Annotated in this window: 10 protein-coding genes and 1 tRNA gene; 6 read left to right on the forward strand and 5 right to left on the reverse strand. The window is 68.0% G+C overall.

Annotated elements, in window-relative coordinates; genetic code table 11:
* Nucleotides 1-82 precede the first annotated feature (82 nt).
* Nucleotides 83-601: a hypothetical protein gene (locus INR38_RS27160; RefSeq protein ID WP_207441953.1), complete on the forward strand. Its 519-nt coding sequence runs from the start codon at nt 83-85 to the stop codon at nt 599-601.
* 24 nt (nt 602-625) lie between these two features.
* On the opposite strand, the gene INR38_RS27165 is transcribed toward INR38_RS27160, so the two are convergent.
* A complete protein-coding gene (locus INR38_RS27165) occupies nt 626-2098 on the reverse strand; it encodes a glycosyltransferase family 39 protein (RefSeq protein ID WP_207441954.1) in 1473 nt (490 codons plus the stop codon).
* 251 nt (nt 2099-2349) lie between these two features.
* The gene (locus INR38_RS27170) at nt 2350-3267 is read right to left on the reverse strand and encodes a LysR substrate-binding domain-containing protein (RefSeq protein WP_016449796.1); all 918 of its coding nucleotides are present in this window, start codon (nt 3265-3267) and stop codon (nt 2350-2352) included.
* Between the two features lie 227 nt (nt 3268-3494).
* On the opposite strand from INR38_RS27170, the gene INR38_RS27175 reads away from it, so the two are divergent.
* The 5 genes from INR38_RS27175 to INR38_RS27195 all read left to right on the forward strand — a co-directional run bounded on the left by INR38_RS27175 (nt 3495) and on the right by INR38_RS27195 (nt 9394).
* Nucleotides 3495-4463 (forward strand): tripartite tricarboxylate transporter substrate binding protein, encoded by a 969-nt coding sequence (locus INR38_RS27175; protein ID WP_207441955.1) that lies wholly within the window; start codon nt 3495-3497, stop codon nt 4461-4463.
* Between the two features lie 16 nt (nt 4464-4479).
* Nucleotides 4480-6150, forward strand: coding sequence for an FAD-dependent monooxygenase (locus tag INR38_RS27180; RefSeq protein ID WP_207441958.1), 1671 nt, complete (start codon nt 4480-4482; stop codon nt 6148-6150).
* A 145-nt stretch (nt 6151-6295) separates the two neighbouring features.
* Nucleotides 6296-7420 carry a porin gene (locus INR38_RS27185; RefSeq protein WP_207441960.1) on the forward strand — a complete coding sequence of 375 codons (1125 nt, stop codon included), beginning with the start codon at nt 6296-6298 and terminating at the stop codon, nt 7418-7420.
* A gap of 83 nt (nt 7421-7503) precedes the next feature.
* Entirely contained in the window at nt 7504-8340 is an 837-nt protein-coding gene (locus tag INR38_RS27190) for a fumarylacetoacetate hydrolase family protein (RefSeq protein ID WP_017405613.1), read from the forward strand.
* Between the two features lie 76 nt (nt 8341-8416).
* Nucleotides 8417-9394 (forward strand): VOC family protein, encoded by a 978-nt coding sequence (locus tag INR38_RS27195; RefSeq protein WP_207441963.1) that lies wholly within the window; start codon nt 8417-8419, stop codon nt 9392-9394.
* A 128-nt stretch (nt 9395-9522) separates the two neighbouring features.
* Here INR38_RS27195 and INR38_RS27200 read toward each other — a convergent pair.
* The 3 genes from INR38_RS27200 to INR38_RS27210 all read right to left on the reverse strand — a co-directional run.
* Nucleotides 9523-9610 (reverse strand) — tRNA-Ser (locus tag INR38_RS27200).
* A gap of 101 nt (nt 9611-9711) precedes the next feature.
* Nucleotides 9712-12009: an NADP-dependent malic enzyme gene (locus tag INR38_RS27205; protein ID WP_012204029.1), complete on the reverse strand. Its 2298-nt coding sequence runs from the start codon at nt 12007-12009 to the stop codon at nt 9712-9714.
* A 185-nt stretch (nt 12010-12194) separates the two neighbouring features.
* Nucleotides 12195-13292: nucleobase:cation symporter-2 family protein (locus INR38_RS27210; RefSeq protein ID WP_207476030.1), on the reverse strand; the 1098-nt coding region annotated here is incomplete at its 5' end.

A 13292-nucleotide genomic window follows, 5' to 3' on the forward strand; every position in this document is an offset into this window, starting at 1 on the left:
AAAAGCACGGAGCCAATAAGCCAGATATCGCCATCTGCTCAGAAAATCCCCAAGCCCTGATCTGAAAACACACTGCACGCCCATGCCCAAAAAGTCCTACAGCGAGTACCTGCTCGAACAGCATCCCGAACTGCACGGGCTGTTCCCTTATTACGAATCGCTTGGTATGGCCGAGCCCGTGCTATGGGCTCTGAGCGAAAGCCGCGGAGAGCCCACCGTGGCAATGGCGGCATTGGTTCACGGGTTGTGCAGCGAGGTATCGGCCGCCGGAGACAGCCGCTGGCTGGAGCAGTTGCACCAAGGAGATCTGAACGTCAACGAAGGCCCGTTGCTCAGCGATGCGCAGCAGGCGCTGGGCCGCCTGCGCGCGTTGGGCATTGCCGACGACCTGCTGATGCCCCTGGTGCGCGCGGCACAGGCGCATGCTGTCAATGACATCGCAGCCATGATCGACATGGGGCCGCAGATCTCCTGTCTGCCTTTGCCGCAAGGCAGGCAAGCGCACTGGCAGTTGTTCGATGTGGACGTCGAAGACGGCGAAACCCCGGGCAAGGGTTTGAGCGGCTTTGCCATCGATGTGCGGCACGTGCTGGTTCGCTAGTGCCGGGCCCAGCCATCACCGTGTTCAGCTTGGGACGCAGCTGCCCGCATCTTCCTCCGGCGGGGTGACACGCCAGAAGAGGGATGGAAAGCCTTCTCCCACCGGCTGATGGCCGGGCGGCTGCGATGCCGCCAGCTGCAGGTGCAGCACGCCGCAGGCATCCACCATGTGCTGGGAAATCCAGGGGCTGATGTCCATGCGGCCATCGATCAGCACCAGCGGCTTTTCGCGCAGCTTCAGGGCCAGGGCCTTGGCCTCGGCCGTGGGGCCTGCGATCACGCGGATATCGCCGCCCAGCGCTTCGCGCGCGGGTTCGGCAAGCGCCTGGCTCAAGGCCTTTGAATCGAAGTTTCTCCAGTGCCGGCTGTTAAGCCGCAGTTCACTGCGCGCCGAGGTCATCTGGGCCACGAGCAGCAAGGCCAGTTGAAGCGCCACGAAGCACTTGATGGCGGTGGTGATCGATATGCGCGACGGGTGCAGCCTGGCACCGGCCAGCTCCATGGCGACGGGAACGGCCAGCAGCAGAAAGGGCGTGCCCCAGTGCAGCTGCAGCGACGAGCCCGCAAAGATGCCGATGGCGCAGGTCAGCACGATGGGCGTGAGGCCAAAGCACAGGATCAGCGCGCGCGATGCATCGGCTGTTCCGGGACGCTGCGGTGTGTCCTGCGGCGCAAGGCGGCTGCGGCGGTGCAGGGCCATCACCAGTCCCAGCAGCACCCAGGCGAGCAGCGCGCGGTTCAGCAACTGGTCTGCCAGCCAGTGCACGGTGTTGAGCAGCCTGGCGCCGCCGCCCAGGCTGGCGCCCAGCGAGGATTCGGTGGCATAGCGGATGGGGCCGAAGTCGTTCAGGAAAAGCCAGTAGAGGTGCGGCGAGATGATGGCCAGCGAAATGGCTGCCGCCAGCACCAGGCCGATCATGTGGACCCGATCGCGCCAGGCGCCTGACGCCAGCCAGAACAGGAATACCGCCACGGCGGCCAGGATCATCTGGTACTTGGCCAGTGCGCCCAGCCCCAGGAAGCAGCCCAGGGCGGCCCACCAGCGCAGCTGCCTGCTGCCCACCGCACGCCATACCAGCAGGGCGCTGGCCGCAAAGAAAGGCATCAGCACGACTTCATGGTTGAAGAAGTGCATCCGCTCGTTGTAGTAGGTGATGCACATGGCCGCCAACAGGGCCAGCGTGGCGTAGCGGCTGCCGCGCAAGTCATTCAGCAGTTTCCAGAAAAGGAACAGGCCCGCCAGCGTGAAAAGCGCGCCGGTGGCGTAGCTGGTGCGCGCAGACAGGCCGAACAGATGGACCGGCACCGAAAGCAGCCAGGTCGGCAGGGGCGGGTGCTTGTAGTAGCCCCACTCCAGGCTGTGCACCCAGGTCAGCTGTTCGAGGTTGTCCTTGGGTGCCGTGAGGCTGGAGCTGTCGATCTGCAGCAGCCAGACCACCGAAAAGAGAAAGAGGCCGATGAGGACCTTGATGTCCATGGAAAGCGACGGTGCGGGCATGGCCAGCGGAGCGCTTCGCGTGATCGCGCTCGCTGCTTGTGAGGGGACGGGATGGGTCATAGGAAATGCCAGCGGCGATGACAAGTGCGCTGGCACAGGGGAAATTCCCAGGAAGGCGGTCGAACGGGAGCTTCAGCGTTGGCTACGGACTCTTGGCTTACGCGAGGCGCTATGAGTCCGGCAGAATATGTCTGCCTGGTCAATACAATGTAAAGATTGTATGAAGATACTGTGGAGACGCCGGCTGCGGCTCAGGCGCCGGCCGGCTCGCCGAAGTCGTGGACTGCCGCGCGCAGCAGCAGCATCGACAGGCGTTCCGCGGCGGGCGTCAGAGGCAGCGCAGCACGCGTGACCTGCACGATGTCGGGCGCCATCAGACTCTCGCGCACGGCAATGGGCTCCAGTACACCGTTGAAGAGGGGCGTATCGGCCCACTGGCGCGGCAAGAAGGCGAGGGCGTCACTGCTGGCCAGCAGCGCCAGCAGGGCCATCAACGATTCGGCGACCGTCACCACGCGCGGGCTGCGCAGGCCGAGCGCGGAGAACTGCTCCTCGAACTCTTCCTCGCGGCGCTCGCGCAGGCCGGTGACGATCCAGTCCGCCTCCAGCAGCGCCTGCAGGCTGCCGGCGGTGCGCAGCGGATGGCCGCGGCGGGCCAGCACGACACGCTCGTTGCGGTGAACCAGGGCCACCTGGTAGCTGGCGCTCAATTGCCTCTCGGGCCGAGGGCCCAGATAGAAGTCCAGCCGGCCGTCGCGCAGCGCCGGCTCGACGGCCGGAAACAGACCTTCGACGAAACGCAGGTGCACATCCGGCCAGTCGCGCCGGAACTGGGCATAGGCGCGGGCCAGCAGCGACAGCACGGGCGCGCTGGACAGAGCGACGGCGACATGGCCCTGCATTTCGCCGCGCGCCTGGGCGGCCTCCTCGCTGCCGCGACGCAGCTCCTCGAGCGCGGCCTGCGCGCGCAGCAGGAATCGCTCGCCCGCCACGGTCAGCGATACCCCGCGCGCATGGCGCTGGAACAGCGCCACGCCGAGCTCGGCTTCCAGCTCGCGCACGCTGCGCGTCAGTGCCGGCTGGGTCAGGCCCAGGCTGCGGGCGGCGCTGCGCAGGCTGCGTGCCCGGGCAACGGCGACGAAATTGCGAAGGTGATGAAGTTTGGGCATCGGTCGGAGCGTGTTTATGCCCGTTTCCGAGCGCGCCAAGGCCAGGGGATTTCCCGCAGGGGCCGTGCACGCGGGCTCCGCCGCGCCTGAGCCGCCGCAGAACGCTCCAGTGATAACAGCCATGCATCGCTGAGGCGTTTCTGCCCTCTGCCGCAGCCGGCCTGCCAGACCTAGCATGCCCTCCATAACGTCGGCACAGCCCGGCGACCCCATAGGAGACAAGCAGCATGAGCATTAGGAAATGGGCCGGCGCCTGTGCACTGGCAACCCTGGCGGCGGGCTCCGTCGCCGCGCAGACGGCCGCCGGCGGCACGGTGCGCATCACCACCGCCTTTCCCGCGGGCAGCGGCCCTGACGTGGTGGCCCGGCTGGTCGCCGACAAGCTCTCGGCGCAATGGAGGCAGCCGGTCGTCGTGGACCCCCGGCCGGGTGGGGCCGGCGTGGTGGCCATCAACGCGATGAAGAACGCGCCGCCCACGGGCAACGACTTGGTGGTGGTGGACGTAGGCCACTTGTCCATCAATCCGCTGGTCTTGCGCAAGCTGGCCTATGACCCGCAAAGCGAGCTGACGCCGGTGGCGCTGCTCTACAAGACCGCTTTCTTTATGGTGGTCGGCGCGCAAAGCCCCTTCCACAGCCTGGCCGAACTGATGGCGGCGGCGCGGCGCAAGCCCGGCATGACCTATGGCTCCAATGCGGTGGGCGGGCCGCTGCATCTGGGCGCGGCCCGGGCCGCGACCGCCATGGGTGTCGAAATGATGCATGTCCCCTACAAGGAGACTTCGCAGCTATACGCCGCCGTGTCGACGGGCGAGGTGGACTGGGCTTACGGCAGCATTGCGACGTCCGGCCCCCTGCAGCAGGCTGGCAAGCTGCGCTTTCTTGCCGTGGCGGACAGCCAGCGTTCCCCGGCGCTGCCCGATGTGCCGACCGTGCAGGAGGCCGGTGGCCCGGCCGGCATCGATGCGCTGACCTGGGTTGCGCTCATGGCGCCCAAGGGCACGCCGCCGGCCGTCGCCGAGCGCATCAACGAGGCGGTGAACCGGGCCCTGTCCGCGACTGACGTCAGGGATCGCCTGGCCGGTTTCGGCTTCTTCACCAGCATTGGCCCCGCAAGGCAGGTCGCCGACCTCATGCAGGCCGACCGCGAGCGCTATGCCGAAGTGCTGCGCCGCGTCAAGGTGACCGTCGATTGAGCCCCGGGGAGACGCCATGAAGACCGAAGTTGCGATCATCGGAGGAGGGCCCGCTGGGCTGATGCTGGCCATCGAGCTGGGCTGCAGGGACATACCGTGCGTGCTGATCGAGGAGCGCAGCGGGCCGCCGACGCTGCCCAAGGCCAATGCCACCTCGTCCCGGACCATGGAGCATTACCGCCGCCGGGGCTTTGCCGACCAGGTGCGCAGGCTGGGCCTGCCGCCCTCGCACCCCCAGGACGTCGTCTATTGCACGCGTCTCACAGGGCCCGAGCTGGCGCGCTTTCGCATTCCTTCGGCCGAGGAGGCCGCCTCGGGCACGGCCTATGGCGACTACGGGGAACAGGCCTGGCCGACGCCCGAGCTGCCGCATCGGGCGCAGCAGATGTTCATCGAGCCCGTGCTCAGGGCGCAGGCCGAACGCCATGCCAGCGCCGTGCTGCGTTTTGGCCTGAGGGCCGAGGCGGTGCGGGACACCGGTTGCGCAGTCCAGATCGAATGCCGCGAGCCGGACACGGGCCGTACCGAGTTGCTGCAGGCCGCCTATGTGGTCGGCTGCGACGGGCCGCGCAGCCTGGTCCGCCAGGCCATGGGCGTCGTCTACGCAGGCCATGGCCGCGAGCGGCGCGATTTCCTGGGCGGCCAGATGATGTCCATCTACTTCCGGGCGCCCGGTCTGTACGGGCTGATCGGCAAGCCCAGGGCCTGGCAGTACTGGGCCGTTGGTCCCGGGCAGCGCGGCCTGCTGTGCGCCATCGACGGCGTGGACCGGTTCGTGCTGATCGTGCAGCTGCCCCAAGGCACCCAGCCTGCCGATTTCCATCCGCAGCAGGCGCTGCAGGCCGTCGTCGGCCGGCCTTTTGCGCACGAGCTGATCGCGCTGACCCCCTGGAACGCGGGCTATGCCCTGGTGGCCGAGCGCCTGCGGCACGGCAGGATGTTCATCGCCGGCGATGCGGCGCACCTGTTCACGCCCACGGGCGGCATGGGCTACAACACCAGCGTGGACGACGTCGTGAACCTGGGCTGGAAGCTGGCGGCGGCCATCCAGGGGGCGGCCGGCCCGGCGCTGCTGGACAGCTATGAGGCCGAGCGGCGGCCGATCGCCCAGCGCAACACCAGTTTTGCACGCAGCATGGCCGACAGCATCGGATGCCTGCCGGTCACGGCCGCAGTCGAGCAGGAGGGGCCCGTGGGCGACAGCGCCCGCCATGCGCTCGGGCAGGCACTTTCGGAGCATGTGGCGCGCGAGTTCAACATCCCGGGGCTGCAACTGGGCCTGCGCTATGCCGACAGCCCCGTCGTCGCCCGGGAGCTGGCCGAGCCCCCGCCGGACGAGCCCAACCGCTACCTGCCCGGCGGTTATCCCGGCACGCGCGCTCCGCATGTGGCAACGGGGCCGGACCGGTCCCTGCTCGATGACTTCGGACGCGATTTCACACTGCTTGCATTCGGCCCGGACGGCCCGGACGGGCTGGAGCCCTGGAGGCAGGCTGCTGCGCAATACGGCATCCGGCTGGATGTGGTGAGGAGCGAAGACGGGCAGACGCGTGCGCTGTATGGCGCCGACCGCGTCCTGATCCGCCCGGACCACCACATCGCCTGGCGCGGCGACGGTGCGGCGCAGCCGACCGAGGTCATGGCGCTGGCGCTGGGCCATCGCAGCCCGCCGGTGGGGCCCGGCTAGCCCCGGCCCATCCGGCCGCCTGCTCCCCGGGCCGTCCGGTCTTGCGCTTTCGTGACCCTGGCCAGTCCGGCCGGGGGACGCCGGCCTGCGCCTGAGTCTGAGCCTTCGCCGTCCTTGCCGACATCCATCACTTTCAGGAGACAACATGCCACACCCCTCCTTTCCTGTTCGCGCCGCGCTATCCGCGCTATGCCTGGCCGGTGCCGCTGCCGTGCCCTCGGCACCTGCCCTGGCCCAGGGCGTCACGCTCTATGGCCTGCTCGATGCATCCGTCGAGCACCTGACCGATGTGGGCCAGGGAGGCGCTTCGCTGAACCGCATGCCGGGCCTCACCGGCAGCGTGCCGTCGCGCATCGGCCTGCGCGGCTCGGAGGACCTGGGCGGCGGCCTGCGTGCCCTGTTCACGATGGAGCAGGGCCTGGCGCTCGACGCGGGCGTGCTGAACCAGGGCGGGCGCGCCTGGGGGCGCCAGGCCTTCGTCGGCCTGTCCGGCGACTGGGGCAGCCTCACACTGGGGCGCCAGTACACCATGCTGTACTGGTCCCAGCTCGATGCGGACATCCTCGGCCCGAATGCCTACGGCGCCGCCTCGCTGGACAGCTACCTGCCCAATGCGCGTGCGGACAACGCGCTTGCGTGGCGCGCCGGCCTTGGCGGCTTCACCGTCGGCGCGACCTACAGCCTGGGGCGTGATGCCGTCAATGCGGGCCCCGGTCCCGCGGGAACCAACTGCCCCGGCGAGCAGCCGGGCGACTCCAGCGCCTGCCGGCAATGGTCGGCAATGCTCAAGTACGAGGCCAAGGCCTGGGGCATCGCGCTGGCCGTCGATGAAATCCGTGGAGGCCCCGGCGCCTTCGCAGGCCTGACCAGCAGCGCGCGCAAGGACCGTCGCTCCACCGCCGCGGGATGGGTGCGCTGGGGGGCATGGAAGCTCGGCGCCGGGGTCATTGCCCGCCACAACGACGGCCGTCCCGACGCGCCACGCAGCGATCTCTGGTATCTGGGCGCCAGTTTCGCCGCCACACCGGCCCTGACCCTCGACGCGCAGGCCTTGGATCTGCGTTTCAGGCGAAGCGACGACGGGGCCCGGCTCTTTGCCCTGCGGGCCCAGTATTCGCTGTCCAAGCGCACCACGCTGTATGCGACCGCAGGGCATCTGTCCAACGAGGGAGCACTTGCGCTGTCGGTCAGCAATGCGGCGCCAGGCGCCGCGCCCGCCCCCGGGCGTTCGCAGAACGGCTTCGCTGCCGGCGTGCGGCATAGCTTCTGAGGCTCAACCCGCATGCAGGGCCCGCGTCCGCGTCCCGATCCATTTCCTTCCCACTTTCCACTTCCCGTTCCAGGAGACAGACCATGAAACTGATACGCCACGGCGCCAGCGGCTGCGAGAAGCCCGGCGCCATCGATTCCCAAGGCCAGGCGCGCGACCTGTCGGACCTGGTGCCCGATTTCACGCCCGAGTGGATGGCGCCCGGCAGGCTGGCCGCGCTGGCCGCCGTCGATCTGCAGCGGTTGCCGCTGGTGGCGCATGGTAGCCGCCTGGGCGCCCCTGTCGCCGGCACGCGGCAGTTCGTTGCCATCGGGCTCAACTACCGGCGGCATGCCGAGGAGTCGGGTCTCGACATTCCGAAGGAGCCCGTGGTCTTTCACAAGGCGCTTTCATCGCTGGCCGGGCCGGACGACGAGGTGCGCCTGCCCGAAGCGTCGGTTGCCACCGACTGGGAGATCGAACTGGGCTTTGTGATCGGCACGCGCGCAAGCCGCATCCCCGTGGAAGGTGCGCTCGCGCATGTGGCCGGCTACCTGCTGGCCAACGACATTTCCGAGCGTGACTGGCAGATCAAACGCAACGGCCAGTGGGGCAAGGGCAAGAGCTTCGATGGCTTCGGCCCGGTCGGGCCGTGGCTGGTCACGGCCGACGAGCTGCCTGACCCCCAGGCCATCGAACTGACGCTGTCCGTCAACGGCGAGGTCATGCAGCGCAGCAGCACGGCAGACATGATTTTTCCGGTGGCCTGTCTCGTGTCCTATCTGAGCCAGTTCATGACGCTGCTGCCCGGCGACCTTGTCATCACCGGCACGCCCGCAGGTGTCGGCCTGGGCATGAAGCCGCCCCGCTTCCTGAAGTCCGGCGATGTCATGACGCTGGACGGCGGGGTTCTTGGGCGGCAGCTCCAGCGGGTGCGGTGATGGCCTCGCCCGCCCACCGGCCGCGTGGCGGTGCCCGCCGGTCTTCGCACAGTGAGCATGCAAAGGAGGGAACACCATGAGCGGCCTTCCCACGCCATCTGGAACGACACCTGGAACGCCGTCCGGCGCGGCCGGGCAGCCGGCCGTGCATTCGATCGATGAGTTCGTCTTCAGCGTGCCCGATCTCGAAGCGGCGCGGCATTTCTACGCCAGTTTCGGGCTCGAGGTGCGCGACATCGACGGCGCGCTGGCGCTGCACACCTACGGGCACCCCCACCGCTGGGCGCGGGTGCTGGAGGCCGCAACGCACAAGCGGCTGCAGTGGCTGAGCCTGGGCATCCATGCGGCCGATCTCGATGCCTTCTCGCGCCGGATCGACGGCGCGGGGATCGCACGCATTCCTGCGCCGGCCGGTGCGCAGACCGACGGTATCTGGATCGCCAGCCCCGACGGGGTGCCCATCCAGTTGCGTGCAGCCGCCAAGAGCTCTCCGTCGGCGCCCGCACCGCACGAGCTGCCGCCGGCCTGCCGCAATGCCGGCCGCGCGCCGGCTCGCAGCCTCATGCCGCAGATCCGGCCGCTGCACCTGTCGCATGTGCTTTTGTTCTGCGCCGACGTGGATGCCGCGCTGGCGTTCTACACCGATGTGCTGGGACTCAGGCTCTCGGACCGCTCGGGCTCGGTCATCGCCTTCCTGCACAGCCCGCACGGCAGCGACCATCACCTGCTGGCACTGGCCGCATCGCATGGACCCGGCCTGCACCACAGCAGCTGGTGCGTGCCTTCTGTCGACGCCGTGGGCAGCGGCGCCCGGCAGATGGCCGAGGCGGGCTATGCGCAGGGCTGGGGCGTGGGCAGGCACGTGCTGGGCTCCAACTTCTTTCGCTATGTGCGCGATCCCTGGGGCAGCTTCGCCGAGTACTCCTGCGACATCGACTTTGTCGAGGCGGGCGCGGTGTGGCCTGCGGCCGACCATCCTCCCGAGGATTCGCTCTACGTCTGGGGGCCGGACGTGCCCGCCGACTTCGTCACCAACCACGAGCCGCCACGCTGAGGCGCCCGCCAATGCCCCAGACGCAAGAACGCCCCGCTGCCTTGCGGCATCGGGGCGCTTTTTTATGTGGGCACTTTTGTGGGTATTGCTCTTTTGTGCCTCGTAACCTATTGATTTATATGGCTATCTGGCGGAGACTGTGAGATTCGAACTCACGGACGGTTGCCCGTCGGCAGTTTTCAAGACTGCTGGTTTAAACCGCTCACCCAAGTCTCCGAAGCTGCCTATTCTAGCCGGGCTTATGCCGCTCCTGCCGGGGCAGGGGGCGTAAAAAAGGCGCCCCTGTGAAGGGGCGCCTTTTTTGGGTGCGGCGCGGATCAGCCGCGGGCAGCGATGGCCTGGGCTGCGGCCAGGGCCGTCATGTTGACCACGCGGCGCACGGTGGCGGAGGGGGTCAGCACGTGGGCTGCGGCAGCGCCGCCCAGCAGGATGGGGCCGATGGTCGTGCCGTGGCCGCCCGTGGTCTTGAGCACGTTGAACAGGATGTTCGCGGCGTCCAGGTTGGGGCAGATGAGCACGTTGGCCTCGCCGTGCAGCGAGGACTCGAGCAGGGCGCGGTCGCGGATGGCTTCGGACAGGGCAGAGTCGCCGTGCATTTCGCCATCGCATTCCACGTCGGGGTTGGCGGCGGCGAACAGGTCGCGCGCGGCGCGCATCTTCAGCGCCGAGGGGCGGCTGGACGAGCCGTAGTTGCTGTGCGACAGGAAGGCCACCTTGGGCGGGAGGCCGAAGCGGGCCACTTCCTCGGCCGCCAGGCGGGCGATGTCGGCCAGTTCGGTGGCGTTGGGCGCCTCGTTGATGTAGGTGTCGGCGATGAACAGCGTGCCGCTGTCCAGCATCACGGCGTTGACGGTGGCGAACTCGCCAGCGCCTTGCTTGAGGCCGAGCACGTCGCGCACATGGGCCAGGTGGCTGTCGAACTTGCCGACCAGGCCGCAGAGCATGGCGTCGGCATCGCCCAGGTGGACCATGAGCGCGGCGATCAGCGTGTTGGAGCGGCGCACGGCGGCCTTGGCGGTCTCGGGCGTGACGCCGTTGCGGCCCATCAGGCGGTGGTAGGTTTCCCAGTACTGGCGGAAGCGCGGATCGTCCTCGGGGTTGCAGATCTCCACGTCCTTGCCCAGCACCAGGCGCAGGCCGGCCTTGGCGATGCGGGCCTCGATCACGGCGGGGCGGCCGATCAGGATGGGCTTGGCCAGGCCGTCATCGACGGCGACCTGGGCGGCGCGCAGCACGCGCTCGTCTTCGCCTTCGGCATAGGCCACGCGCTGCTGGTTGGCCTTGGCAGCGGCGAACACCGGACGCATGAACATGCTGGTCTGGTAGACGAAGCGGGTCAGGCTCTCGCGGTAGGCGTCGTAGTCGGCGATGGGGCGGGTGGCGACGCCGGACTCTTCGGCAGCCTTGGCCACGGCCGGCGCGATGCGCAGGATCAGGCGGGTGTCGAAGGGCGTGGGGATCAGGTAGTCGGGGCCGAACTTCAGCTCCTTGCCCTGGTAGGCGGCGGCGACTTCATCGCTGACGTCCTGCTTGGCCAGTGCGGCGATTTCGCGCACGCAGGCCAGCTTCATGGCTTCGGTGATCTTGGTGGCGCCGCAGTCCAGCGCGCCACGGAAGATGTAGGGGAAGCACAGGACGTTGTTGACCTGGTTGGGGTAGTCCGAGCGGCCCGTGGCCATGATGCAGTCCGGGCGCACGGCCTTGGCCAGCTCGGGGCGGATCTCGGGTTCGGGGTTGGCCAGGGCCAGGATGATGGGCTTGTCGGCCATGGTCTTGACCATGTCGGCAGTGAGCACGCCGGGAGCCGAGCAGCCCAGGAAGACGTCGGCGTCCTTGACGGCATCGGCCAGGGTGCGGGCGTCCGTCTTTTGCGCGTACTGGGCCTTGGAGGCGTCCAGGCCACCGGGGCGGCCTTCGTAGATCACGCCCTTGGAGTCGCACATGAAGACGTTTTCGCGCTTGACGCCCAGGCCCACCATCACGTTCACGCAGGCGATGGCAGCAGCGCCGGCACCGGAGACGGCGATCTTGACGTTGCCGATCTGCTTGTCCACCAGCTCCAGCCCGTTGAGCAGGGCGGCGCTGGAGATGATGGCCGTGCCGTGCTGGTCGTCATGGAACACGGGGATGTTCATGCGCTTGGACAGCTCCTGCTCGATGTAGAAGCACTCGGGCGCCTTGATGTCCTCGAGGTTGATGCCGCCCAGCGTGGGCTCGAGCGAGGCGATGATCTCGATCAGCTTGTCCGGATCGCGCTCGGCCAGTTCGATGTCGAACACATCGACGCCGGCGAACTTCTTGAACAGGCAGCCCTTGCCTTCCATCACCGGCTTGCCGGCCAGCGGGCCGATGTCGCCCAGGCCCAGCACGGCCGTGCCGTTGGTGATGACGCCGACCAGGTTGCCGCGCGCCGTGTATTCGGCGGCCAGCGAGGGGTCGGCCTGGATGTCCAGGCAGGGGTAGGCCACGCCGGGCGAATAGGCCAGCGACAGGTCGCGCTGGTTGGACAAGGGCTTGGTGGGCGTGACGGAGATCTTGCCCTTGTTGGGGCTGCGATGGTATTCGCGGGCTGCGTCGCGCAGGGCTTGTTCGGCGTTGGACAGGTTTTGGGTCATACAGGAATTCTCTGCAAATGCTCTCGGAGCTTACCGGATAGCTACAGCCTATGAGGGTCAGGACAGTTTTGCCTCAGGGATTTCGACAACAAGCCCCCTGGCGCCTATGGACGGCAGGGGGCGCACAGCCCGGCGGGTAGGCCGGGCGATTGTTGGGCGTGCCCGCCAGGGCGGGCACTGTTTCATCAGTGGGCGTCTGCCTGGCGTGCGGCCCGGACGGCAGCAGAGGTATCGCTGCTGGCTCCGTTGAAGAAAATGTTCAATGCCACCGCGGTAATCGAGGCCAGCAGGATACCGGATTCGATCAACGGATGAATGCCGTGGGGCATCCATTGGCGGAAATTCGGCGCCACCAGCGGAATCATGCCCACGCCGATGGACACGGCGACGATCATGGCGTTGTTGCGGTTGGTCTGGAAATCCACGTTGCTCAGGATGCGGATGCCGGTGGAGGCCACCATGCCGAACATCACCAGGCCCGCGCCGCCCAGCACAACGGTGGGCAGGGACTCGACCAGGGCGCCCATCTTGGGCAGCACGCCCAGCACGATCAGGATCACGCCGCCGGCCACGCAGACCCAGCGGCTCTTGACGCCGGTGACGGCGACCAGGCCCACGTTCTGCGAGAAGCTGGTGTAGGGGAAGGTGTTGAAGATGCCGCCGATCAGCGTGCCCAGGCCGTCGGTGCGCAGGCCGCGCGTCAGCTCGTCCTGGCTGATCTTGCGATCGGTCATGTCGCCCAGGGCCAGGAACATGCCGGTGGACTCGATCATCACCACCACCATCACCAGACTCATGGTGAGGATGAGGATGGGGTCGAACACCGGCGTGGCGATCTCGAAGGGCAGCACCATCGTGAACCACTCGGCCTTGGCGACCTTGCTGAAGTCCATCAGGCCCATGGCCACGGACAGCACGCCGCCGATCAGGATGCCCATGAGCACCGAGACGTTGGCCAGGAAGCCCTTGGCAAAGCGCGCGATCAGCAGGATGGACAGCAGCACGATGGCCGAGATGCCCACGCCGGTCAGGTCGCCGTACTTGGGGTTGGGAATGGTGGGCACGACCGCGAAGCCCTTGGGCACGGGCGGCAGCGAGGAGCCCGGCGCGCCGGCCGTGGCCTGGGCGTCGGCCAGCCATTTCAGGTGCTCGGGGTTGGGCACGCTGGGCGCGGTGGGGCCGACGGGGTTGCCGAAGATCCAGTTCACGCCCACGCGCATCAGGCTGATGCCGATGACGGCAATGATGGTGCCGGTCACCACGGGCGGGAAAAAGCGCAGCAT

Origin of the sequence: Delftia sp. SD018 (genome assembly GCF_017355445.1) — a bacterium.
In the GTDB taxonomy this organism is placed as follows: Bacteria; Pseudomonadota; Gammaproteobacteria; order Burkholderiales; family Burkholderiaceae_C; genus Comamonas; species Comamonas acidovorans.